This is a genomic window from Streptomyces sp. NPDC107528 (genome assembly GCF_055639295.1).
The window spans coordinates 620,607-644,025 of record NZ_JBVKAV010000002.1 but is presented as its reverse complement, the minus strand read 5'-3'; the positions used below and the strand labels follow the sequence as shown (position 1 = coordinate 644,025).

General features: G+C 72.1%; 21 protein-coding genes and 1 riboswitch. Of the genes, 12 read left to right on the top strand and 9 right to left on the bottom strand.

The features are described from left to right. Positions 1 to 27 precede the first annotated feature (27 nt). The 3 genes from ACZ7L5_RS07985 to ACZ7L5_RS07975 are packed head-to-tail and all read left to right on the top strand — an operon-like array spanning position 28 to position 4,822. Complete coding sequence (locus ACZ7L5_RS07985; RefSeq protein ID WP_328882231.1) at positions 28 to 1,071, top strand: AAA family ATPase; 1,044 nt, start codon at positions 28 to 30, stop codon at positions 1,069 to 1,071. Continuing rightward, positions 1,068 to 2,441 carry a DUF58 domain-containing protein gene (locus ACZ7L5_RS07980; RefSeq protein ID WP_471515291.1) on the top strand — a complete coding sequence of 458 codons (1,374 nt, stop codon included), beginning with the start codon at positions 1,068 to 1,070 and terminating at the stop codon, positions 2,439 to 2,441. The genes ACZ7L5_RS07985 and ACZ7L5_RS07980 overlap by 4 nt, the downstream gene beginning before the upstream one ends. Beyond that, positions 2,438 to 4,822 carry a transglutaminase TgpA family protein gene (locus ACZ7L5_RS07975; protein WP_471515289.1) on the top strand — a complete coding sequence of 795 codons (2,385 nt, stop codon included), beginning with the start codon at positions 2,438 to 2,440 and terminating at the stop codon, positions 4,820 to 4,822. The genes ACZ7L5_RS07980 and ACZ7L5_RS07975 overlap by 4 nt, the downstream gene beginning before the upstream one ends. A 148-nt stretch (positions 4,823 to 4,970) precedes the next feature. Here the strand turns inward: ACZ7L5_RS07975 and ACZ7L5_RS07970 are convergent, their stop codons facing one another. From ACZ7L5_RS07970 to ACZ7L5_RS07960, 3 genes are all read right to left on the bottom strand, one after another. Continuing rightward, positions 4,971 to 5,363: a DUF3040 domain-containing protein gene (locus tag ACZ7L5_RS07970; RefSeq protein ID WP_328882228.1), complete on the bottom strand. Its 393-nt coding sequence runs from the start codon at positions 5,361 to 5,363 to the stop codon at positions 4,971 to 4,973. A gap of 292 nt (positions 5,364 to 5,655) precedes the next feature. Next, entirely contained in the window at positions 5,656 to 6,483 is an 828-nt protein-coding gene (locus ACZ7L5_RS07965) for a class I SAM-dependent methyltransferase (protein ID WP_471515287.1), read from the bottom strand. Positions 6,484 to 6,694: 211 nt separating this feature from the next. Then, positions 6,695 to 7,285, bottom strand: coding sequence for an SAV_6107 family HEPN domain-containing protein (locus tag ACZ7L5_RS07960; protein ID WP_471515285.1), 591 nt, complete (start codon positions 7,283 to 7,285; stop codon positions 6,695 to 6,697). Between the two features lie 169 nt (positions 7,286 to 7,454). Between ACZ7L5_RS07960 and ACZ7L5_RS07955 the strand changes: the two genes are divergently transcribed. From ACZ7L5_RS07955 to ACZ7L5_RS07935, 5 genes are all read left to right on the top strand, one after another. Further along, positions 7,455 to 8,228: an ATP-binding cassette domain-containing protein gene (locus ACZ7L5_RS07955; protein ID WP_471515283.1), complete on the top strand. Its 774-nt coding sequence runs from the start codon at positions 7,455 to 7,457 to the stop codon at positions 8,226 to 8,228. Next, complete coding sequence (locus ACZ7L5_RS07950) at positions 8,200 to 10,284, top strand: YhgE/Pip family protein (RefSeq protein ID WP_471515281.1); 2,085 nt, start codon at positions 8,200 to 8,202, stop codon at positions 10,282 to 10,284. The genes ACZ7L5_RS07955 and ACZ7L5_RS07950 overlap by 29 nt, the downstream gene beginning before the upstream one ends. A 23-nt stretch (positions 10,285 to 10,307) precedes the next feature. Next, positions 10,308 to 10,937: a TetR/AcrR family transcriptional regulator gene (locus tag ACZ7L5_RS07945; RefSeq protein WP_471515279.1), complete on the top strand. Its 630-nt coding sequence runs from the start codon at positions 10,308 to 10,310 to the stop codon at positions 10,935 to 10,937. A 395-nt stretch (positions 10,938 to 11,332) separates the two neighbouring features. Then, positions 11,333 to 11,947, top strand: a complete 615-nt coding sequence (locus ACZ7L5_RS07940; RefSeq protein WP_391403037.1) for a DUF4126 domain-containing protein — start codon at positions 11,333 to 11,335, stop codon at positions 11,945 to 11,947. A gap of 80 nt (positions 11,948 to 12,027) precedes the next feature. Beyond that, positions 12,028 to 13,542 carry a phytoene desaturase family protein gene (locus ACZ7L5_RS07935; RefSeq protein WP_471515277.1) on the top strand — a complete coding sequence of 505 codons (1,515 nt, stop codon included), beginning with the start codon at positions 12,028 to 12,030 and terminating at the stop codon, positions 13,540 to 13,542. Between the two features lie 30 nt (positions 13,543 to 13,572). Here the strand turns inward: ACZ7L5_RS07935 and ACZ7L5_RS07930 are convergent, their stop codons facing one another. The 6 genes from ACZ7L5_RS07930 to ACZ7L5_RS07905 form a co-directional block, all read right to left on the bottom strand. Beyond that, positions 13,573 to 14,535: an SCO2102 family sporulation regulator gene (locus tag ACZ7L5_RS07930; protein WP_471515276.1), complete on the bottom strand. Its 963-nt coding sequence runs from the start codon at positions 14,533 to 14,535 to the stop codon at positions 13,573 to 13,575. A 57-nt stretch (positions 14,536 to 14,592) separates the two neighbouring features. Then, positions 14,593 to 15,516, bottom strand: a complete 924-nt coding sequence (metF, locus tag ACZ7L5_RS07925) for a methylenetetrahydrofolate reductase [NAD(P)H] (protein WP_471515274.1) — start codon at positions 15,514 to 15,516, stop codon at positions 14,593 to 14,595. Positions 15,517 to 15,651: 135 nt separating this feature from the next. Further along, on the bottom strand, positions 15,652 to 16,314 hold the full coding sequence (thiE, locus tag ACZ7L5_RS07920) for a thiamine phosphate synthase (protein WP_384192779.1): 663 nt from the start codon (positions 16,312 to 16,314) through the stop codon (positions 15,652 to 15,654). Between the two features lie 553 nt (positions 16,315 to 16,867). Next, on the bottom strand, positions 16,868 to 17,233 hold the full coding sequence (locus ACZ7L5_RS07915; RefSeq protein WP_328882217.1) for an Rv2175c family DNA-binding protein: 366 nt from the start codon (positions 17,231 to 17,233) through the stop codon (positions 16,868 to 16,870). A gap of 75 nt (positions 17,234 to 17,308) precedes the next feature. After that, positions 17,309 to 18,538 (bottom strand): NAD(P)/FAD-dependent oxidoreductase, encoded by a 1,230-nt coding sequence (locus tag ACZ7L5_RS07910; RefSeq protein WP_471515271.1) that lies wholly within the window; start codon positions 18,536 to 18,538, stop codon positions 17,309 to 17,311. Positions 18,539 to 18,570: 32 nt separating this feature from the next. Then, positions 18,571 to 18,945, bottom strand: a complete 375-nt coding sequence (locus ACZ7L5_RS07905) for an avidin-fold protein (RefSeq protein ID WP_471515270.1) — start codon at positions 18,943 to 18,945, stop codon at positions 18,571 to 18,573. Positions 18,946 to 18,997: 52 nt separating this feature from the next. Then, a riboswitch (TPP riboswitch) is annotated at positions 18,998 to 19,109 on the top strand. On the opposite strand from ACZ7L5_RS07905, the gene thiO reads away from it, so the two are divergent. From thiO to pknB, 4 genes are all read left to right on the top strand, one after another. After that, positions 19,107 to 20,273: a glycine oxidase ThiO gene (gene thiO / locus ACZ7L5_RS07900; protein ID WP_471515268.1), complete on the top strand. Its 1,167-nt coding sequence runs from the start codon at positions 19,107 to 19,109 to the stop codon at positions 20,271 to 20,273. (Overlaps the previous riboswitch by 3 nt.) Beyond that, entirely contained in the window at positions 20,270 to 20,482 is a 213-nt protein-coding gene (thiS, locus tag ACZ7L5_RS07895) for a sulfur carrier protein ThiS (protein ID WP_328882213.1), read from the top strand. The genes thiO and thiS overlap by 4 nt, the downstream gene beginning before the upstream one ends. Before the next feature lie 3 nt (positions 20,483 to 20,485). After that, positions 20,486 to 21,280, top strand: a complete 795-nt coding sequence (locus tag ACZ7L5_RS07890) for a thiazole synthase (RefSeq protein WP_328882212.1) — start codon at positions 20,486 to 20,488, stop codon at positions 21,278 to 21,280. A 142-nt stretch (positions 21,281 to 21,422) separates the two neighbouring features. Continuing rightward, complete coding sequence (gene pknB / locus ACZ7L5_RS07885; protein WP_471515266.1) at positions 21,423 to 23,363, top strand: Stk1 family PASTA domain-containing Ser/Thr kinase; 1,941 nt, start codon at positions 21,423 to 21,425, stop codon at positions 23,361 to 23,363. The last annotated feature ends 56 nt before the right edge of the window (positions 23,364 to 23,419 follow it).

Below are 23,419 nucleotides of genomic sequence, written 5' to 3'. Positions count from 1 at the left end.
CGGAAAGAACGGGCCGAGGAGGGCCGGGTGACGACCTATGACGATCGAGCGAGCCTCACTGATCTGACCGCCACTGCGGAGCGTGTTCGCAGTTCGGTGGAGGGTGTGATCGAGGGCAAGCCCGAGGTCGTACGGCTTTCGCTGACCGTACTGCTCGCCGAGGGACATCTTCTGATCGAGGATGTCCCCGGCGTGGGCAAGACAATGCTGGCCAAGGCGCTGGCGCGATCCATCGACTGTTCGGTCCGGCGTATCCAGTTCACGCCCGACCTGCTGCCGTCCGACATCACCGGTGTGTCCATCTGGGACCAGCAGCGCAAGGACTTCGAGTTCAAGCCCGGCGCGATCTTCGCCCAGATCGTGATCGGCGACGAGATCAACCGTGCCTCGCCGAAGACCCAGTCCGCGCTGCTGGAGTCCATGGAGGAGCGCCAGGTCACCATCGACGGGCAGACCTACGAGCTGCCGAGCCCCTTCATGGTGGTGGCCACGCAGAACCCGGTCGAGATGGAGGGCACCTATCCGCTGCCCGAGGCCCAGCGCGACCGCTTCATGGCCCGCGTCTCCGTCGGCTACCCCAGCGTGGAGGCCGAGCTGCAGATGCTGGACGTGCACGGCGGTGTCTCGCCGCTGGAGGACCTCCAGCCGGTGGCGCACGCCCACGACATCGTGAAGCTGATCGACGCCGTCCGCGGCGTCCATGTGGCCGAGCCGGTCCGCCGGTACGCGGTGGAGCTGGTCGCCGCCACGCGCACGCACCCCGACCTCAGACTCGGCGCCTCGCCGCGCGCGACGCTGCATCTGCTGCGCGCGGCGAAGGCATCAGCAGCCCTGAGCGGCCGGGAGTACGCGCTGCCGGACGACGTGCAGGCCCTCGCCGTGGCCGTGCTGGCCCACCGCCTGCTGCCCACCGCGCAGGCCCAGCTGAACCGGCGTACGTCCGAGCAGGTCGTCCAGGAGATCATGCAGCGCACCCCGGTGCCTGCCGCGCCCCAGCAGCAGACCGGCTTCGGAGGCCTCGGCCGGGGCACTCCGACGTACGGCCAGCAGCCGCCACGGAGGCTCGGATGACCTCCGGTGGGACCGGCCAGGCGGAGGCGGACCGCGGTGAGAAGAGCGGGGTCCGCACCGCACTGGCCGGTCTGACCACGCGTGGCCGGTCCTTCCTGGCCGCCGGCATCGCGGCCGCGATCTGCTCCTACGTCCTCGGGCAGAGCGACCTGCTGCGCGTCGGGCTGCTGCTCGCGGTGCTCCCGCTGGTCTGCGCGACGGTGCTGTACCGCACGCGCTACCGGGTCGCGGGCAGCCGCAGGCTCTCCCCCGCGCGCGTGCCCGCCGGCAGCGAGGCCCGTGTCCATCTGCGGATGGACAACGTCTCCCGGCTGCCCACGGGCCTGCTGATGCTCCAGGACCGGGTGCCCTACGTCCTCGGACCCCGCCCCCGCTTCGTCCTGGACCGGGTGGAGGCGGGCGGCCGCCGCGAGGTGTCCTACCGCGTGCGCTCCGACCTGCGCGGCCGCTATCCGCTGGGCCCGCTGCAGCTGCGCCTGAGCGACCCGTTCGGCATGTGCGAGCTGACCCGCTCCTTCTCGACGCACGACACCCTGACGGTCATCCCGCGCGTGGAGCCGCTGCCGTCGGTGCGCTTCAGCGGGGAGGCGAAGGGCTACGGCGACGGGCGGCAGCGCTCGCTCGCGCTGGCCGGCGAGGACGACGTGATCCCGCGCGGGTACCGCTACGGCGACGATCTGCGCCGCGTCCACTGGCGCTCCACCGCCCGGTACGGCGAGCTGATGGTGCGTCGCGAGGAGCAGCCGCAGCGCGCCCGGTGCACGGTGCTGCTGGACACCCGGGGCCCGGCCTTCCAGGGCGCGGGCCCGGACTCGGCCTTCGAGTGGGCCGTGTCGGGCACGGCTTCCGTGCTGGTCCACATGCTCGAACGGGGCTTCTCGGTCCGGCTCCTGACGGACACCGGCAGCTCGGTGCCCGCCGAGGGCGCCGACGGGTTCGCGGGCGCGAGCCAGGAGTCGGCGGACGCGGCCGGGCTGATGATGGACACCCTCGCGGTGATCGACCACTCGGACGGTACGGGTCTGTCGCGGGCGTACGACGTCATGCGCGGCGGCAACGAAGGGCTGCTGGTCGCCTTCTTCGGCGACCTCGACGAGGAGCAGGCGGCGGTGGCCGCCAAGATGCGGCAACGCAGCGGGGGCGCGGTGGCCTTCGTGCTGGACAGCGGGTCCTGGGTGCGGGAACCCACCGATGTGCCCGGCGCGTTGGACAGGGGCGAGGAGCGGCTGCGGATGCTGCGGGAGGCGGGCTGGACGGCCCTGAGCGTGCCGCGGGGGGCTTCGCTGGACGAGCTGTGGCGCCAGGCGGACCGTGCGCGCACGGACGCCGCCGCGATCAGTGGCGCGTTTGGCGAGGGGGGACGGGTATGAGCGGGCGGACACGGATGGCGCTGAGCGCCGCGGCGGCCACACTGATGGCGTCCTGTGCCCTGCTGCCCCTGGTCTCCCCGGTCACCTGGCTGTTGCAGGCGGTCTTCCTGCTGGCGATCCAGACGGGCGTGGGCATGGCGACCCGGCGGGTGCCGCTGGCCCGGCCCCTGACGGTGGCGGCGCAGGCCCTCACCGCCCTGATGCTGCTGACCCTGACCTTCGCCAACCAGCAGGCGATCGTCGGGGTGCTCCCGGGGCCGGAGGCGTTCGCCCACTTCGGCGAGCTGCTGCAGACGGGCGCGGACGACGTCAGCCGGTACTCGATTCCGGCGCCGCTGTCGGACGGCATCCGGCTGATGCTCATCGGCGGTGTCCTGATCATCGGCCTGGCGGTGGACACCCTGGCGGTGACGTTCCGCAGCGCCGCCCCGGCCGGGCTGCCGCTGCTGGCGCTGTACTCCGTCGCCGCAGGGCTGTCCGAGGGCGGCGCGGACTGGCTGTGGTTCCTGGTCGCCGCCGTGGGCTATCTGATGCTGCTCCTGGCCGAGGGGCGCGACCGGCTCTCGCAGTGGGGCCGGGTCTTCGGCGGGGCACCGCGGACGCCGGGCGGGGAGCCGACCGGCGCGGTGGCGCCGGTCCGTACCGGCCGGCGCATCGGCGTGGTCGCGCTGGGCATCGCCCTGGCGGTGCCGCTGGCCCTGCCCGCGATGAACGGCGGTCTGCTGGACGCCGCAGGCACGGGAGTCGGCTCCGGCAGCGGGAGCGGCGGCACGATCTCCGCGGTGAACCCGCTGGTGTCGCTTCGCGACAGTCTGAACGTGGACGAGGACCGCGAGGTCCTGTCCCTGAAGACCGACACGGCCGACCTCTCGAACATGTACCTGCGGATCGTCTCCCTGGACGACTTCGACGGCACCACCTGGCAGCCGGCCAAGCGCAACATCCAGGCCGTGCCGAACGAGTTCCCCACGCCCTTCGGCCTCGGCCCGGACGTCCAGCGCTCACAGGTCGAGACGACCATCTCGGCCGCGGACTGGTACGCGCAGAACTGGCTGCCGATGCCGTACCCGCCCAGCGGCGTGGACATCGCGGGCAACTGGCGGTACGAACCGCTGGGCATGACGGTCGTGGGCGACCGCCGCCAGACCACACGCGGGGCGACGTACACCGTGCGCAGCCTCGACGTGCAGCCGACGGCGAAGCAGCTCGCGGACGCGCCGGAGCCGCCCGCGGCCCTGAAGCGTGAGTTCACCGAGCTGCCCGACACTCTGCCCGCGGTGGTCGCCCGGACCGCGCGCGAGGTCACCGAGGGAGCGGCCAACCCCTACGAGCAGGCCGTCAAGCTCCAGGAGTACTTCGCCGTCACGGGCGGCTTCCAGTACGACACGAACGTCAAGGTGGGCAGCGGCCGGCAGGCGATCGCCCGCTTCCTGAAGGACAAGCAGGGCTTCTGCGTCCACTTCTCCTTCGCGATGGCGGCGATGGCCCGCTCGCTGGACATACCGGCACGGGTGGCGGTGGGCTTCGCGCCCGGAACCCCGCAGGGCGACAACTCCGTCTCGGTGGGGCTGAAGGACGCGCACGCCTGGCCGGAGCTCTACTTCGAGGGCGTGGGCTGGACCCGCTTCGAGCCGACGCCGACCCGTGGTTCGGTGCCGTCGTACACCCAGTCGGACACGACCGGCTCGACACTGCCGGACGTGGCGCGCCCCTCGCAGTCGACCAGCACGGGGCCCTCGGCCTCCCCCTCGACGAGCGAGAGCTGCGCGGGGCGGAACCCGGATCTGTGCGCCAGCGAGTCCCCGGAGGCCGCGCTGGTCACGGACGACGACGGCCCGAAGTGGTACGTCATCCTGGCATGGGCCCTCGGAGGGGCCGCGGCGCTCCTGATCCCCTTGGCGCCGATGCTGTGGCGGCTGCGGACAAGAGCGGTCAGACTGGGAGGGCACGGTCGCACCGAGGCGGACGTGTCGCTCCACACCCTGGCGGTCTGGCAGGAACTCACGGACACCGCCTGGGACTTCGGCATTTCCCCGGACGATTCCCAGACCCCCCGGAAGACCGCCGCCCGCATTGTGCGCCTGGGCCATCTCGACCCACCGGCCGCGGCCTCCGTGCACCGGGTGGCCGACGCGGTGGAGCAGGTCCTGTACGCCCCCGCGCCACGCCCGCCGGCCGGCCTCGCGGAGGATGTCCGCGGCGTCCTGTCGGACCTCGAGTCCAAGTCCGCCTGGACGACGAGCCTGCGCGCCCGTCTGGCCCCACGCTCCAGCGCGCGGGTCGCCTGGGCCCTGTCGGACTGGTGGACCAACGTCAAACGGCGCGCCGCAGCGGTCCGCCCGACGTGGCGCAGGCCCTCAACGCCGGGTCAGCGGGGATGACTGGTCGGCCCACAGTCGGGTGAGGCGGGGCCGGGCCCCGGCTCACCCGGCCGGACGCAGGCGCACGTCACCGGGCGTAGGCATACGTCAGGGGGTGACCACCAACCGGTGGTCACCCCCTGCGTCTGTTCGGGAGCTGCTCGTCGAGCTAATGGCCGCCCTGTTCGTCGCGGCGGCGCTGCCAGCGCTGTTCGATACGGTCCATCATGGAGCGCTTCTGACGTGGCTGGCGGCGTGTCTGCTGGCCGCCCGCGGGCTGTTCGCCCGGCTTGGGGGCCTTGCGCCAGCCGGTGACGGCGAGTACCGCACAGCCCAGCATGACGAGGAAGCCCACCACGCTCAGCCACACCTGCTTGGCGACCATTCCAGCCATGAGGAGCGCGATACCTACGAGGAAGCCCGCGACCGCCTGGTAGACCCGTCGCCGGGTGTACGTACGCAGCCCGCTTCCCTCAAGCGCTGTCGCGAACTTGGGATCTTCGGCGTACAGCGCTCGCTCCATCTGCTCGAGCATTCGCTGCTCGTGCTCCGAGAGCGGCACGGAGTCCTCCTCATCGTGCAGTCGCCGGGGCGACCCGGGGGGTCCCTTCAGGATAGGCAGGGAATCGCCCCCGTGAAACCCGCCCCTCTACGCCAATTGGCCAACCGGGCTCCGTCATGGACGTCCCGACTCGCTGAGATCTGCATTCCCCAGCGGCCGACACGTCATGCCGGAACGGTCTCCCTCGATCATACGGCGCCGCGCGCCCGATCGGGGGGCCTGTGGCGTACTCCATGTGCAGCCAAGCCCCTGATCAACGGCGCGCGCCCGGGGTCCGCTCAGGGAAAGCGGCTCAGGCCTCGGTGGTCTCCCTCGTCTCGCCCAGCACGTGGAGCTGCGTGGCCACGGAGTGGAAGGCGGACAGCTCTGCCGCGGCCTCCTCCAGCTTCAGCAGCGCCTCCAGAGCGCCCGGCTCGGTGTCCACCAGCACGCCCGGGACCAAGTCGGCGAAAACCCGTACGCCGTGCACGGCACCCACCCGGAGGCCGGCACCCTCGACCAGCCCGGTGAGCTGCTCGGCGGTGAAACGGCGCGGCACGGGGTCACCCTGGCCCCAGCGGCCGTCCGGGTCCTCAAGGGCCTGCTTGGCCTCCTTGAAGTGACCGGCGAGGGCCCGCGCCAGCACGGCGCCGCCCAGACCGGCCGCGAGCAGGCTGAGGACACCCTCGGCGCGCAGGGCGGCCACGGCGTTGCGGACGCCCTCGGCGGGGTCGTCGACGTACTCCAGGACGCCGTGGCACAGCACGACGTCGTACCCGCCGCGCTCGACCACGTCGAAGAGGCCGTGGGCGTCGCCCTGGACGCCCTGCACCCGGTCGGCGACCTCGGCCTCGGCGACGCGCCGCTCCAGGGCGAAGAGCGCGTTCGGGCTGGGGTCGACGACGGTGACGCGGTGGCCGAGGCGGGCGAGGGGCACGGCGAAGTTGCCGCTGCCGCCCCCGGTGTCCAGGACGTCCAGTGACTGCCGCCCCGTGGCCTTGACCCGGCGGTCCAGGGCGTCCTGGAGAACCTCCCAGACTACGGCGGTACGGAGGGAGGCGCGGGGTTGAGAGGGGCCGGAGCGCAGCGACGTCCGTTGAGAGTGGTGGGGGGAGACGGGCGGGCGCATCGGGTCCGACACGGCGATTGACTCCTCGGCGCGGCGCCGCCGACTGCACGGCGGAGCGAACGGGCTGCCTCCCGACCGCCCGGGGTCACGGGAGGTGGAAGGCTTCAGGCGCCCTCCACCCTATTGCCTACGACGGCCCACCCGGCCATCGCGGTGCCGCGTGACGCCGACGCCGGAGCCCTGGCAAGGCGGCCGGTGCACCCCCCGATCCACGGAACCTCCCTCAGCCCGCGTCCGGCATGTCGTCCCGCGCGTGACGGGAGCCGTCAGCCTCCTCCCCGTCCGTCCCGTCCGTCCCGTCCATGTCCGGCCGCGGCTGGGGCAGGATCGGCTGGAGCACCAGCATTCGCTCGACGAGGCGCAGGAACATCGCCACGTCGCGTATCAGGTCGTCGGCGTCCCGGCGGCTGGCCGCGCCCTGGATGCCCGCCTCGGCCCGGGCGCGGCGCCGGGCACCGGAGGCGAACAGCGCGCTCCACTCGGTGAGTTCGGGTGCGATCTCGGGGAGCACTTCCCATGCGCTCCTGATGCGGGCCCGGCGCCTGGGACTTGGCTCCGGGCGTCCCCGCGCGGCGAGCACGGCTGCGGCGATGCGCAGGGCGGCGAGGTGGGCTGTGGCGTAGCGCTCGTTCGACGTTTCCAGGACGGCGGTTTCGTCCAGGGCGGCACGGGCCTGGGCGAGCAGGTCGAGGGCCGCGGGCGGGGCCGTGGTCCGGCGGAGGACGGGGTGCACGTCGCTCGCCGGGCCGGTCAGTGAGGGGGCAGGGCCGGTGGCGCGGCGCCGGCGGGCGGCGGCTGCGTGATAGCTGGCCATGACGAACCTCCTGTCGTCAGTGTGACGGCACGCCCTGATACGGGATGCCGTATGTGCCCATCGTGAGGTATGGCACTGACAATCCGTTCTGACCTGGGATTTTGCTTCGATCGAGAGTTCGGGCTAACTTTTGCACTGACCAGTCAGTTCAAATGAAGAGGGGGCAGGGATGGGGGGAACCGTGGCCACGGCCGGCGTCACGGCCCAAGGTCTCGGCCTCGAAGGGCCCCGCGGATGGGCGTTCCGCGGGGTCTCCTTCGAGGCGGAGGCCGGCTCGCTGATCACGATCGAGGGGCCGTCCGGCACGGGCCGTACGTGCCTGTTGCTCGCGCTCACCGGGCGGATGAAGCCCACCGAGGGTTCCGCCACCGTGGACGGGGCCGAAGTGCCCAAGCGGATGGCGGCGGTACGGCGCGTCAGCGCCCTGGCCCATGTCCCGGGTGTGACCGACCTGGACCCGGCCCTGACCGTCGCCGAGCACCTCCGCGAACGTGCGCTGCTGCAGCGGCGGTTCGGCGACTCGTTGCGCGGGCTGCTGCGGCACCGTGGCGAGCGCAGGACCGAGGAGCGGCAGCGGATCGACGCCGCGCTGACGGCGGCGGGGTTCGACCTGGACTCCCTGCCCAAGGGTTCGCGTACGGCCGTGCGGGATCTGGAGCGGCTGGAGGCGCTGCGGCTGTCCGTCGCGCTGGCCCTCATCGCGCGCCCGCGCGTGCTCGGTGTCGACGACACCGACCTCAAGCTCTCGGACGCCGAACGGGCCGAGGCCTGGGCGCTGTTGAAGTCGATCGCCGAGGCCGGGACCACGGTCGTGGCGGTGTGCAGCGAGGCCCCCGACGGGACGGTCAAGGTGTCGACCCAGGCGGCCGACGAGGCATCCGAGCCCGAGGAAACCGACGGAAAGGAGGCCGCCGATGCGCTCGCCGAGGCTGGCCGCGCTTGAGCTCCGGCGCTTCGGCCGGGGGAAGCTGCCGCGTGCCGCCCTGGTCGCGCTGCTGGTGCTGCCCCTGCTGTACGGCGCCCTGTACCTGTGGTCGTTCTGGGACCCGTACGGCCGTCTGGACCGCATCCCCGTGGCGCTCGTGAACGACGACAAGGGGGCGAGCGTCGAGGGCAAGAAGCTCGCCGCCGGCGACGACATCACCAAGGGGCTGCGCGAGAGCGACGTGTTCGACTGGCGGGAGGTAAGTGCCGCCGAGGCCCAGAAGGGCGTCGAGAACGGCACCTACTACCTGTCGCTGACCATGCCCGACGACTTCAGTGAGCGGATCGCCTCCAGTTCGGGCGACTCCCCGGAGACGGGCGCTCTTCAGGTGCGTACGAACGACGCGAACAACTACATCGTCGGGCAGATCTCGCGGACGGTCTTCAGCGAGGTGCGTGAGGCCGCGTCGACGAAGGCGTCGCGGTCGTTCCTTGACAAGATCTTTGTCTCGTTCTCCGACATCCACGGCAAGACGGTCAAGGCCGCGAACGGCGCCGACAAGCTCGAAGGCGGCATCGGTAAGGCGGAGAAGGGCTCCAAGGACCTCGCCGACGGGCTGAAGGACGCCAAGAAGGGCAGCGGCAAGCTGTCCACGGGCCTGAAGAAGCTCAACACGGGCGCGGGCGATCTGGAGGACGGCTCCAGGCGGGTCGCGGAGGGGACGCAGACGCTGGCCGACCGGGTCAACGGGGTCGACAAGAAGATCGGGCCGTTCCTGAAGGACAACGAGAAGACCATCGGGGACACCGCCCAGCTGGTCGCCGACACCTCGGGTGCGATCCGCAACAACCTCGACGACCTGGTGGAGCGCGCTCCAGGCGCCGCCAAGGGCGCCCATACGGCGTCCGACGCGCTGAACCTCATCCACCAGACGCGCTGTGAGGACCCGGTCCTGCCCGACCCGGCCTGCTCCGACCTGAAGAAGGCGAAGCAGTCGGCCGCGGACGTGGCGGTGATCGCCGACGACCTCAACACGCTGATCGCCGACCAGGACGGCGACCTGAAGAAGCTCGACAAGCACCTCGCCACCCTCCAGAAGCAGTCCCAGGCGCTCGCCGACCGCGCGCCCCGCCTCTCCGAGGACCTCGACGACGCCGTCGCGAGGATCAACAAGCTGAACCAGGGGGCCGGCAAGGTCGCCGCGGGCGCCAAGAAGCTGCACTCTGGCCTCGGCTCGGCCAAGTCCGGCGCGGCGGACCTGGACAGCGGCGTGGGCGAGCTCAAGTCCGGCGCGGTCGACCTCAACGGCGGCATCTACAAGCTCGTCGACGGCTCCGGGAAGCTCTCGGACGGGCTGCACGACGGTGCCGAGAAGATCCCCGACTACGACAAGACGGCCCGCGAACAGCGCACCGAGGTCATGTCCGACCCGGTCCAGCTCGTCTCCCGGGACATGCACAAGGCGCCCAACTACGGCACCGGATTCGCCCCGTACTTCATCCCGCTGTCCCTGTGGGTGGGCGCGATGGTGGCGTACATGGTGATCACGCCGATGAACCGGCGTGCGCTCGCCGCGGGCGCCTCGGCTTGGCGGATCGCGCTGGCCGGCTGGCTGCCCGTGGTGGCGATCGGGGCGCTGCAGACGATGGCCCTGATGTCGGTGCTGCACTGGGCCGTCGGGCTGCAGATGGTGCGGGCGGCCGGGACGGTGGGCTTCCTGTTCCTCGTGACGGCATGCTTCGCGGCGATCGTGCAGTGGCTGAACGCGCGCTTCGGCGCGGCGGGCCGGATTCTCGTCCTGGCCTTCCTCATGCTGCAGTTGACGTCCGCGGGCGGTACCTATCCCGTGCAGACCAGCCCGGGCTTCTTCAACGCGCTGCACCCCTTCTTGCCGATGAGCTATGTCGTGGAGGCGCTCAGGAGGCTCATCACGGGCGGCGGGCTTGAACCGGTGTGGCACGCGTGCGTGGTGCTCGTCGCCTTCACCGCGGGCGCCCTCGCGCTGACCGCCCTGTCGGCCCGTCGCCGGCAGGTGTGGACGCTCGACCGGCTGCACCCGGAGCTGACCCTGTGAGAGCGCGCGGCACAATCAGGCCCATGGAAAGCAGCAACGCCGCGTCGGGCGGCAGCACGCGCCGTGAGGCCACCCGGCAGAAGCTCTACGAGGCGGCCGTCACACTCATCGCCGAACAGGGCTTCTCCGCCACCACCGTTGACGAGATCGCCGAACGGGCCGGGGTGGCGAAAGGCACGGTCTACTACAACTTCGCCAGCAAGTCGGTCCTCTTCGAGGAGCTTCTGCGCCACGGAGTCGAACTCCTCACCGCGTCCCTGCGGGAGGCGGCGGAGAAGACCGCGCGGGACGGCGGCAGCAAGGTGGCCGCCCTGGACGCGATGATCCGCGCGGGGCTGGTCTTCATCGACCGCTACCCGTCCTTCACCCAGCTCTACGTCGCCGAGTTGTGGCGGACGAACCGGGCCTGGCAGTCCACGCTGATGGTGGTCCGGCAGCAGGCCGTGGCGGTCGTCGAGGGCGTGCTGCGCGAGGGCGTGGACAATGGCGAGTTCAGCGAGGAGATCGACGTCCAGCTGACTGCCGCCGCCCTGGTCGGCATGGTCCTGGTGGCGGCGCTGGACTGGAAGTCGTTCCAGCCGGAGCGCTCCCTGGACGACGTGCACTCGGCGCTGTCCCGGCTGTTGCAGGGCCGGGTGAGCGGGCGCCACTGACGCGACAGGCGTCGTACGCACACGAAAGCGCCGGTTCGACGGTGGCCGCGTCCCCCGCGGGCCACTGCCGAACCGGCGCCCTCTCGTGCTCCCCCGTTTCCCCCGTACTCCCCCGTGTCCCCCGCTGGACCCCCGTCCGGCCGTTCCCCCGGGTCCCCCGTCTCGCTCCCGCCGACGCCGGGCCGGCGGAAGGAGCGGATCCGGGGCCCGCTCCGATTCCGGCGCCCCGTGTCGCCGGTGCCGGAGCCGATCCCCTTCTCCGTGCCCCCACTCTCTCGTTCCGGCAGGCCGGGCCCCATCCGCGCGCGTACTCAACTCACCGACTAGGTACGCGTACTCAGAACTGCGCACTCATCCCCAAGCCCCGCCGTTGCCGACTGGTTACGATCGCGTCCGTGTCCATACTTCCCTTGATCTTCACCAGCGGCTGGGCCAGCGGCGTCAACTCCTACGCCGTGGTCCTGCTGCTCGGCGTGTTCGGCGCGACAGGGCTGAGCGACGAGGTGCCCGAGGCGCTGCAACGTCCCGACGTACTGATCGCGGCCGGCGTGCTGTTCCTCTGCGAGGCCGTCGCCGACAAGATCCCGTACGTGGACTCGGCCTGGGACTCGGTGCACACCGTGATCCGGCCGGTGGCGGGCGCGGTCGTGGCCGCGCTGCTCGCCGGGCAGAGCGGGTCGCTGCCCGAGCTGGCGGCCGGCGCGGTCGGCGGTTCCACGGCGCTGCTGAGCCACCTGGTCAAGGCGGGCACGCGGATGGCGGTCAACACCTCGCCGGAGCCGTTCAGCAACATCGTGGTGAGCATCGCCGAGGACCTCGGGGTCGGCGCCCTCATCACCCTCGCGATCTTCTACCCCGTCGCCGCGGCGGTCATCGCGGGCGTTCTGCTGCTCGCCGGGCTGCTGCTGCTCCTCTTCCTGGTCTCACGGATCCGTCGCTTCCTGCGCCGCAGGGCGGAGCGCCGGGAGGAGAAGCGGCTCACCCAGGCGGTGGGGCAACGGCCCGGCTGAGGCGTCCGCACAGGACCTCGGGTGTGCTTGCGCCCGAGGTCAGGGAGCCGTTGTCAGTGACGGCCGATAAAGTCCCACGCATGGCAAGGATTGCGGTGATCGGCGCCGGGATGGGCGCGATGGCGGCCGCTGCCCGGCTCGCCGTCGCGGGCCACCGGGTGGCGGTGTACGAGCGTACGGAGACGTACGGCGGAGCGGTGCGCCGCTTCGAGCGTGACGGCTTCGGGTTCGACACGGGCCCGGGGCTGCTCCCCCTCCCCGCCGTGTACCGCGATCTGTTCGTCAAGACCGGCAAGGAGCCCCTGGAGGCGTGCGTCGAGCTGGTCCAGGTCGACCCGTCCGCGCGGCATGTCTTCGCGGACGGCACCGAGGTCAATCTGCCGAACGCGTCGCGCGCGGGCATCGTGACAGCCCTCGACGAAGCGCTGGGCGCCGGTACGGGCGGCCGGTGGGGCGACTTCCTGGTCCGCGCCCGCGAGGCCTGGGACCGCACGCGCAGACCGCTGCTGGAGGAGCCCCTGTGGCCGAACTGGCAGGTGCTGGCCGAGCGCGAGCCCTACCCTGCGGTCCCCCACAAGCGGTTCCTGCGCACCCGCCGGGCCGGCACCCTCGCCGAGGTCGGCGCCTGGGAGCTGCGCGACCCCCGGCTCGTCGCCTTGCTGGAGAGCCACGCGCTCGCGTACGGCCTGGATCCGCGCGAGACCCCGGCGAGCGCGGCGGTGCTGCCGTACCTGGAGCACGCGTTCGGGATCTGGTATGTGCGCGGCGGCATACGGGAGTTGGCGCGGGCGGTGTACGAGCGGTGCGTGGCCCGGAAGGTCGAGTTCAGCTTCGGCGCGGAGGTCGCCGGGGTGCTGGAGAAGGACGGCCGGGCGGCGGGGCTGGAGTTGGCCGACGGTTCGGTGGTGGAGGCCGACTTCGTGGTCTCCGGGGTCACCCCCGGGGTGCTGGACCGCCTCGTCCGGGGCACGGCGCCACGCGGCGAGGATGAGGTCGCGCCCCAGCGCGGGGCGGCGAGCCGTCTGACGGTGCTGCTGGCGCTGCGCGGGGCCCGGCCGGAAGGAGTGGCGCACCGAACTGTGGTGCACGCAGAGGACCGTGAGGCCGAGTTGGACGCCTTGTTCGGGACGGCGGGGGGCATGGCCGCCCGGGCCACGGTCACCGTCCTGCGGCCCGACGACCCGGAGCTGGTTCCGGACCCCGGGCATGAGGCGATCACGCTCACTTCGACGGTGCCGGCACAGCCTGACTGGAGCGGGGCGGAATCGGAGGCCTTCGCCCGGCACTCCGAGGACCTGATCACGGTCGCGGAGCGTGCCGTCCCGGACCTGCGTGACCGGCTCCTCTGGCACGAGGTGCGTACGCCGGCCGCCATCGCGGCGGAGACCGGCGCGGAGGGCGGAGCGGTTCCGGCACCCTCGCTGGCCGCGGCGGAGGGGCGTCTGCTGCACGCGTCCAACAGCACGGCCGTGTCCGGCCTGTTCACGGTCGGCGGCTGGTCCCACCCGGGCGGCGGGCTCCCCCACGCCGGCATGTCGGGCGCGCTGGTGGCGGGACTGATCGTGGAGGGGCCCGAGTTCCGGGGCTCTCAGTGACCCGGGCGTGAGCCGCGCCGGGCGTGGCCGTCAGAAGCGGTACTGCTCGTCGTACCCCTGCCCGTGCCCCTGCTGCTGGCCCTCGCCCTGGTACGGGTACTGCTGCTCGGGCGGGAGTTCGCCGCCGTAGGCCTCGTCGGTGCGTTGCTGCGGGACCCAGACGCCGCCGGCCGGCGTCTCGCCGCCGTAGGTGCCGGTGGCGTACTGGTCCTGGGTGTAGCCCTGCTGGCCGTACTGCTGCTGGCCATAGGCGTCGTAGGAGGCGCCGCCGTAGGTCTGGGTGCCGATGTACGGGTCGGAGTACGCGGCGTACTGCTGCTGGCCGGTGGCGTCGTAGCCGTACTGCTGCTGGTCGTAGCCGGTGTAGCCGTCGTACGCGTAGGTCTGGTCGGCCGTCGCGTACTGGTCCTGGTGCTGGCCGGTGGCCGCGTAGTTCTGCTCGGCGGCGGCGTAGGCGGGGTCGCCGCCGTATATGCCGTAGGAGCCCGTGTCGTCCGGCAGGGGCTGCGGTTCATAGACGGAGGTCGTCTCCGCGGCGGTGGGCTGAGCTGTGCGTGACGGGGTGAACACGTCGTCGCGGTCGTAGTCGTCGCCGTAACCGACGCCGTCGTGGCCGTACTTGGCGTCATTGTCCGCGTAGCCGCCCTCGGCCGCCTCCAGGTCGGAGACCTCGAGGGTCGGTTCCTGGCGGTCGGGCTCACCGCGGCGGCGCTTGGCGGCGGCCAGCGGGCCCAGGGCCGGCGCGGAGACCGCCCAGCCGGCCGAGAAGCCGCGGCGGAACGACAGCGTGACGTAGGTCTGGCCGACCGCGAACGCTGCCGCGCCCAGACCGATGACGATGACGGAAGGAATCAGCACCCCGACCACGACGCCGAGGAACCCGACGAAGGCGAGCAGCCGCCAGCGCAGCCGCGCCTTGTACTGCAGAAGCACCTCGCCCAGCAGCCACAGCGCGACGACGCCGAATGCGATGTAGAGGACCGTCCAGCCCATGTACGCCCCTCTCCCAGTGGCCGCCTACGCAGTGTGACGTATATCAGGACGGCCGGTCTAGGCCTGCGGTGGGTGGTGCAGGCCCAGGCTTTCGTAGATTTCCAAGGTAGCTGTGGAGTTGTTGAGCGTGATGAAGTGCAGTCCGGGCACTCCCTCGGCCAGCAGCCGCGCGCAGAACTCCGTGGCGAACTCGATGCCAATGGAGCGTACAGCCGCGGGATCGTCCTTGGCTGTGAGGATCCGCTCTTTCAGGGCGGCCGGGAAGGCGGCGTTGGTGAGGGAGGGAATGCGTTCCAGCGTCTTTACGCTGGCGATCGGCATGATCTCCGGGATGATCGGGGTGTCGCAGCCCGCGGCCGCCACCCGGTCGCGCAAACGCAGGTAGTCCTCCGGATCGAAGAACATCTGCGTGATCGCGTAGTCCGCGCCCGCGCGGCACTTGTCGACGAAGTGACCGACGTCCGCCTCCCAGTCGGCGGAGCGCGGGTGCATCGCGGGGAAGGCCGCCACGCCCACGCAGAAGTCTCCGGAGGCCTTGATCAGTTCGACGAGTTCGGCGGCGTAGGCAAGGCCCTGCGGATGCCGCACCCAGTCGCCCAGCGGGTCACCGGGCGGGTCGCCGCGCAGGGCCAGCATGTTGCGGATCCCGGCGTCGGCGTACTGCCCGATGATGTTGCGCAGGTCCGCCACCGAGTGGTCGACGGCGGTGAGGTGGGCGATCGGGGTGAGCGTGGTGTCCGAGGCGATCGCCTCGGTCGCCTTGACCGTGCCCGCGCGGGTGGAACCGCCCGCGCCATAGGTCACGGAGACGAAGTCGGGTCCTACGGCCTCGACCCGGCGCAGCGCGTTCCACAGGTTCCGCTCGCCCTTCGGGGTCTTGGGCGCGTAGAACTCGAAGGAGTACGTCGTCTTTCCGGTCGCGAGCATCTCGCGCACGGTACGAGCGTGGTCCGATCTGATGGATGCGGTGCCGAGGGCCATACTCGCAGGTTAGTCAGGGGGCCCCGGTCCCCCAACCGGACGCAGGACATTTGCCCGATTTGCCGGGTTGTTGTCCACGCCTTGGACAAACGTCAGGAAATCCGGGGCCGGGTGCCCACCAGGGCGGGCGGGGCACTACCCCTGCCGCAGCCGCTTGGCGAACTCCGCCGCCGCCGCGCCCGGGTCGTCCGCCTCCGTGATCGCCCGTACGACGACGACACGGCGGGCGCCCGCCTCCAGCACCTGGTCGAGGTTGGCGAGGTCGATGCCGCCGATGGCGAACCAGGGGCGGTCGGTGCCGAGGGCGGCTGTGTGCCGGACCAGGTCGAGACCGGGGGCGTGGCGGCCGGGCTTGGTGGGGGTCGGCCAGCAGGGGCCGGTGCAGAAGTAGTCGACGTCCTCCTGGACGGCGGCCGCGGAGGCCTCGGACTCGGAGTGCGTGGAGCGGCCGATGAGGACGTCGCCGCCGAGGATCGCGCGGGCCGCGGGTACGGGGAGGTCGCCCTGGCCCAGGTGCAGGACGTCGGCGCCGGCGGCATGGGCCACGTCGGCACGGTCGTTGACCGCGAGGAGCTTGCCGTGCCGGGCGCAGGCGTCGGCGAAGACCTTCAGGTGCTCGAGTTCCTCGGCCGCCTCCATGCCCTTGTCCCGCAACTGCACGATGTCGACGCCCCCCGCCAGCACGGCGTCCAGGAACTCCGCGAGGTCGCCCTGCTGCTTGCGGGCGCCGGTGCAGAGGTAGAGCCGGGCATCGGCGAGCTGGGCGCGGGCGGTGCCTGCGGTGACGGTGTCGGACATACGGTGCCCCCTGTGGTCGGGTTGCCGGACGGGTGACGTCGGGCGGGTGCCGGACGGTGGCACGGTAGCCGGAGCGGGGCGCGACGTCGCGGAGCGGTGGGGTGTGGTGGGCCGGGGCGGGGTGGCAGCGGACCCGGCCGCCGGTGCGGGCGAGCCCTGCTTCGTGCCCCGGGACGCCTTACTTCGCGCCCGGGGACGCCCTGCTTCGAGCCCGGGGACGGCGCCCCTCCGGCGGCGGCCTCGACCTCGATCCGGCACCGGCCGACGGGGCACGCCCGGCCGACCCATGCCGGCCGGACGGCCGAAGCCTCCTCGCTTACGGAGACGCCGTCGCGCCGGTGGCCCATGAGCCCGGCCCCGGCCCCGAGCGGGAACGGTAGCGGCAGGTTCTCCCCACCGCTCCCCGCCACTTCCCACCGTGCGGTCACTCCACCGTGCGCCACGCGCGTCCCGCTCCCGGCTCCCGGCTCCGGGCCGCAACGGGACGCGGCCGTGGCCCTTGGGGCGGCCCCGGCCCGGGCGCCGGACGGTGTTCGGATCGGTGGGTTCGGACTCAGACGGCGAGCGCCTGGGCTCGGCGCTTCACCTCCGTGCCGCGATTCTCACTGAGGGCTTGCGCGGGGGTGCCGGGCAGGCTGTCGTCGGGGGTGAAGAGCCACTCCAGCATCTCTTCGTCCGTGAAGCCGTCGTCCCGCAGGAGCGTCAGGGTCCCGGACAGACCCTTGACGACCTTGTCCCCGTCGATGAAGGCGGCGGGGACGTGCAGTGCGCGGTTCTCACCACGGCGTACGGCGATGAGCTGGCCGTCCTTGACCAGCTGCCGGACGCGGGTCACCTCGACGCCGAACATTTCGGCGATGTCGGGGAGGGTGAGCCAGGCGGGGACGAGAGCATCGGTTTTTGCGTCAATCTCGGTCACGGAACAAGCCTGCCATCTGCCACTGACAGTCGGAAGCCAGGCCGGTCCGCCCGGAGGACCTGTTGGGGTGACGTGCTACGCCACCGCGGCTTTCATCGGCCGTCCCGGATCCTTCAGCAGCTCCGCGTTCACCGGCGTGCCCGCCTCGATCAGCCGTCGGCCCTGCGCCAGATCCCTCGGCCGGCCCACCGCCAGCAGGGCGACGAGCCGGTCCCCCCGCAGCCAGCAGACGGTCCAGGCGGGGCCCGACGGATCGCCGCGCCACAGAAGCGTGTCGGCGGCGGCGTGATGGCCGGCGTACTGGACGAAGCGGCCGAACTGCTCGGACCAGAAGTACGGCACGGGGTCGTAGATCGCGGAGCTCTCGCCGAGGATGTTCGCGGCGACCGTGCGCGGGCCCTGGAGGGCGTTGTCCCAGTGGTGGACCAGGAGGCGCGCGCCGTACCGCCCCGACGGGAAGGAGGCGCAGTCGCCGACCGCGTAGACGTCCGGCACGGACGTGCGCAGGCGCTCGTCGGCCACGACGTCGCCCTGTGCTCCGAGCTCGATGCCCGAGCCCGCCAGCCAGGCCGTGGCGGGCCGCGCCCCGATGCCGACCACGACCGCGTCGGCGGGCACCCACGAGCCGTCGTCGAGGATCACCTCGCCGGGCTCGACGCGCTCCACGCGCGCGTGCGTACGCAGCACCGTCCCGCTGTCCTCGTACCAGGCGGTCATCGGCGCCGCCACCTCCGCGGGCAGGGCACCCGCGAGCGGCCGCTCGGCCGCCTCCACGACCGTCACCGCGCAGCCCGCCTCGCGCGCGGCCGTGGCGAACTCCGCGCCGATCCAGCCCGCGCCGACGACCACGATGTCGTGCTGCCGGGCCAGCACCGGCCGCAGCCGCTCGGCGTCGTCCAGGGTGCGCAGCAGATGCACGCCGGGCACACCCTCCGCGCCCGGCAGCCGGATCGGTTCGGCGCCGGTGGCGAGGACGAGGACGTCGTACGGGACGGGCCCGGCCTCGGTGTCCAGCTGGTGCTCGGCGGGGCGCACGCCCAGCACCTCGCGCCCCAGCTGGAGTTCGACCCCGAGCGCCTCGAAGTCGACGTCGAAGGCGGAGCCCTCGGCCTTGCCGAGCAGCACGGCCTTGGACAGGGGCGGCCTGTCGTACGGCTGGTGGGGCTCGGCGCCGATCAGTGTGACGGTGCCGGTGAAACCCTGTTCCCGCAGGGCGACCGCCGTTTGTACGCCGGCCATGCCCGCGCCGGCCACGACCACACGGCGTGCCGCTGACGTGCCCCGTTGCTGCGTCTGCTCGCTCACCTGATCACCATAGACAACTGACTATTCGTCAGTCAGGGGGCGTGCTCAGTGACCTGCTGCACAACCTCGACCGGAAGCTGCTCCACCACGCTGGTCCCGCTGCCCGTCTGCGACTCCCATTCCCAGGTCTCCTCCAGCCGCACCCGCCCGTCGGGCAGCTCGACCACCATCGACACACAGTGCCCCGACGACGTCGTGCCGTCCCGCTTGAGCTGCACGTACCGGAAGTCCAGCCGGTCGTCTTCCCTGGTGCCCACGAGATGGCCGCGTACGACGTCGCCGCCCGCGTACTCGGCCCAGATCTCGCCGTCCTTCTCGTGGTACGCGAACCGGGTGCGTGTACCCACCTGACCTGGGGCCTGGTCCGCGACCGGGGCGAGGACGAGACCGTCGAGCGAGCGGGGCACGGGCGCGGGCTCCCTTACTGAGACTTCGGGCGGCGGGCTAGGGTGGCCAACGTAGAGCACTCGCGGGAGCCCGGACGCACCGGGCTGAGAGGGAGGCTGGCGGCCTCCGACCGTACGAACCTGATCCGGGTCATGCCGGCGAAGGGAGGGGCTGGACGCCCATGTCGCGTACGCGAACCTCAGACGTCCTCGTCATCGGGGGCGGCATCATCGGCCTGGTCACGGCGTGGCGGGCCGCGCAGCGCGGGTTCACGACGGTTGTCGTGGACCCCGAGCCGGGTGGCGGAGCCGCCCAGGTGGCGGCCGGGATGCTGGCCGCCGTCACGGAACTGCACTACGGCGAGCAGACCCTGCTCGGCCTGAACCTGGCCTCGGCCCGCCGCTATCCGGACTTCGCGGCCGAGCTGACCGACCTGACCGGCCATGACCTCGGCTACCGCCGGTGCGGCACGCTCGCCGTCGCGCTGGACGCGGACGACCGTGCCCATCTGCGCGACCTGCACGCCCTGCAACGCCAGTCCGGCCTGGACTCCGAGTGGCTGTCCGGGCGGGAGTGCAGGCGCCTGGAGCCGATGCTCGCGCCGGGCGTGCGCGGCGGGCTGCGGGTGGACGGCGACCACCAGATCGACCCGCGGCGGCTGTCCGGGGCGCTGGTGGCCGCGTGCGAGCGGGCCGGGGTGGTCTTCCACCGGGCCTGGGCCGAGCGCTTCGACGTCGTCCGGGACCGGGCCGCCGGAGTCACCACGGCGGACGGCACCGAGCTGCGCGCGGGCCACGTCGTCCTCGCGGCCGGGAGCCTCAGCGGGCGTCTGCCCGGGGTCCCGGACGACGTACTGCCGCCCGTGCGCCCCGTGAAGGGACAAGTGCTGCGGCTGACGGTGCCGCAGCGGTACGCGCCGTTCCTGAGCCGGACCGTGCGGGCCGTGGTGCGGGGCAGCCAGGTGTATCTGGTGCCGCGCGAGAGCGGGGAGCTGGTCGTGGGGGCGACGAGCGAGGAGCTGGGCTGGGACACCACGGTGACCGCGGGCGGCGTGTACGAGCTGCTGCGCGACGCGCACGAGCTGGTGCCGGGCATCACCGAACTGCCGCTCACCGAGACGCGGGCCGGCCTGCGCCCGGGCTCCCCCGACAACGCGCCGCTGCTCGGCCCGACCGAGCTGGACGGGCTGTCGCTGGCCACCGGGCACTACCGCAACGGCGTGCTGCTCACGCCGGTCACCGGCGACGTCATGGCGCATGTCCTGGCCACCGGTGAGCTCCCGGACGAGGCCCGCGCCTTCACCCCCAGGCGCTTCACCGCCGCCGCACTCACGGAGCAGCCCGCATGAGCGTCCCGGTCACCATCTCGGTCAACGGCGAGCGTCGGCAGATCGAGCCGGGCACGGCTCTCGACACGCTCGTGAAGTCCCTCACCGCGGCGCCCTCCGGAGTGGCCGCCGCCCTCAACGAAACCGTCGTCCCGCGCACGCAGTGGCCATCGACGTCCCTCTCCGAGGGGGACCGTGTCGAGGTCCTGACCGCCGTCCAAGGAGGCTGAACCATGGCCGACGATCCCTTTGTCATCGGGGGCAACTCCTTCTCGTCCCGTCTGATCATGGGCACGGGCGGAGCGCCCAGCCTGGACGTGCTGGAACGGGCGCTGGTGGCGTCCGGGACGGAGCTGACGACGGTCGCGATGCGGCGGGTGAACGCGTCGGTGCACGGCTCGGTGCTCTCGGTGCTGGAGAAGCTCGGGATCCGGGTGCTGCCGAACACGGCGGGATGCTTCACGGCGGGAGAGGCCGTGCTGACGGCCCGCCTCGCGCGCGAGGCACTCGGTACGGATCTGATCAAGCTGGAGGTCATCGCGGACGAGCGGACGCTGCTGCCGGACCCGATCGAGCTCCTTGACGCTGCCGAGACGCTGGTGGACGACGGGTTCACCGTGCTGCCGTACACCAATGACGATCCCGTGCTGGCGCGGAAGCTGGAGGACGTCGGCTGTGCGGCGATCATGCCGTTGGGGTCGCCGATCGGTTCGGGCCTCGGCATCCGCAATCCGCACAACTTCCAGCTGATCACGGAGCACGCGCGCGTGCCGGTGATTCTGGACGCGGGAGCCGGTACGGCGTCGGACGCGGCGCTCGCGATGGAACTGGGGTGCGCGGGTGTGATGCTCGCCTCAGCGGTGACGCGGGCCCAGGAGCCGGTGCTGATGGCCGATGCGATGCGGCATGCGGTGGAGGCGGGGAGGCTGGCCCACCGGGCGGGGAGGATTCCGATGCGGCACTTCGCGGAGGCGTCGTCGCCGGTCGAGGGCCTGGCGAGGCTGGACCCGGAGCGGCCCGCGTTCTGAAAGCGTTCCGAAAGCAGTTCTGAACGCACGTTCGATGGAAAGTCTTCGGCCAGTGAGGCGTCCGTCACAGGTCAGCTTCAGTCCCGCCCCGATCCCGGCCGAACCGGGAGGCGTGTCGGTGTCGGCTCGTACACTCACCTGCGTGGATACGACCCTTCAAGACCCTCTGGTCGGGCAGGTGCTCGACGGCCGGTATCGCGTGGACGCGAGGATCGCGGTCGGCGGGATGGCCACGGTCTACCGGGCCGTGGACACCCGCCTCGACCGCGTGCTCGCGCTCAAGGTGATGCATCCCGCCCTGGCGGTCGACGGGGTGTTCGTCGACCGGTTCATCCGGGAGGCGAAGTCCGTCGCCCGGTTGGCCCACCCGAACGTGGTGCAGGTCTTCGACCAGGGCACCGACGGGTCGTACGTCTATCTCGCCATGGAGTACGTCGCGGGCTGCACCCTGCGCGACGTGCTGCGCGAGCGCGGGGCACTGCAGCCGCGCGCCGCCCTCGACATCCTTGAGCCGGTGCTGGCCGCGCTCGGCGCCGCGCACCGCGCCGGGTTCGTGCACCGGGACATGAAGCCGGAGAACGTCCTCATAGGGGACGACGGCCGGGTCAAGGTCGCCGACTTCGGGCTCGTGCGGTCCGTGGACACCGTGACCAGCACCACCGGTGCCGTGCTGGGCACCGTCTCCTATCTCGCGCCCGAGCAGATAGAGCAGCCGGGCGCCGCCGACGCCCGTGTCGACGTGTACGCGTGCGGCGTCGTGCTCTACGAGATGCTCACCGGTGACAAGCCGCACGACGGGGACTCCCCCGCCGTGGTGCTCTACAAGCACCTGCACGAGGACGTCCCGCCGCCCTCGGCGATAGCGCCGGGGCTGGCGTACGAGCTCGACGAGTTGGTCGCGTCGGCCACCGCGCGCAATCCGGACATCCGTCCGTTCGACGCCGTGGCGCTGCTCGCGCTGGCCCGGGACACGCGCGCCGCGCTGAGCGCGGAGCAACTGGACGCGGTGCCGCCGCAGGCGCTCACGGCGGAGCACAGCAACGCCGACGACCGTACGAGCGTGATCCCGCGCGCGCTGAACATCCAGCGGCCGCTGCCCGTGAACGAGGACGAGCCGGAGCACGAGGCCGTCTTCAACAGGACGAGCCGGCTGGAGTCGCCGCCCCCGCCGCCCCGGCGCCGGTCACGGACGTCGCGCGCTCCGCGCGGGCCGCTCGTCGTCGTCGCCGCCGTACTGCTGGCCCTGGGCCTCGGTGTCGGCATCTGGTACATCAACTCCGGCCAGTTCACCGAGGTCCCGCCGCTGCTGTCCAAGACCGAGGCGCAGGCCCGGGACCGGCTGGAGGACTCCGGGCTCGACCTCGGCAAGGTCGAGCGCGCGTTCAGCGACACCGTCAAGCGCGGCACCGTCATCAGCACGGACCCGGACACGGGCGCCCGCATCCGGCACAACGACTCCGTGAGTCTGGTCATCTCGCTGGGACCGCAGACCGTGAAGGTGCCCGACCTCCAGGGCTACCCGCTGGACAAGGCGAAGAGCGAGCTGAAGGAGAGCGGCCTGGAGCCGGGCAGGGTGATCCGGGAGTTCAACGACGACGTCACCAGCGGCTCCGTGATCTCCTCGACCCCCGAGACCGGCACCAAGGTCCGCTCCGGCGCCGCGATCGAGCTCACCGTCAGCAAGGGCAGCCCGGTGGACGTCCCCGACGTCACCGGCTCGACCCCGGCCGACGCGCGGGCCGAGCTGGAGGAGGCCGGCCTGAAGGTGAGGATCGCCCCCGCGCGGGTCAACTCCGAGTTCGCCGCGGGCCAGGTCGCCCAGCAGTCGCCGACGGAGGGCAAGCAGGCCGCCGAGGGCGACACCGTGACGCTGACGCTGTCCAAGGGCCCCGAGATGATCGAGGTCCCGGACGTGGTCGGTGACAGCGTCGACGACGCCACGACCGCGCTGGAGTCGGCCGGCTTCCAGGTCGACGAGGACCGCGGCCTGCTCGGACTGTTCGGCGACACGGTCAAGAAGCAGTCCGTGAAGGGCGGGAAGACGGCACCGAAGGGGTCGACGATCACGATCACCATCCGGTGACGGGGCACTCTCCACATCCGGCTCGTCACCGGCCGGTCATCGGGCGGGCAGGGCCG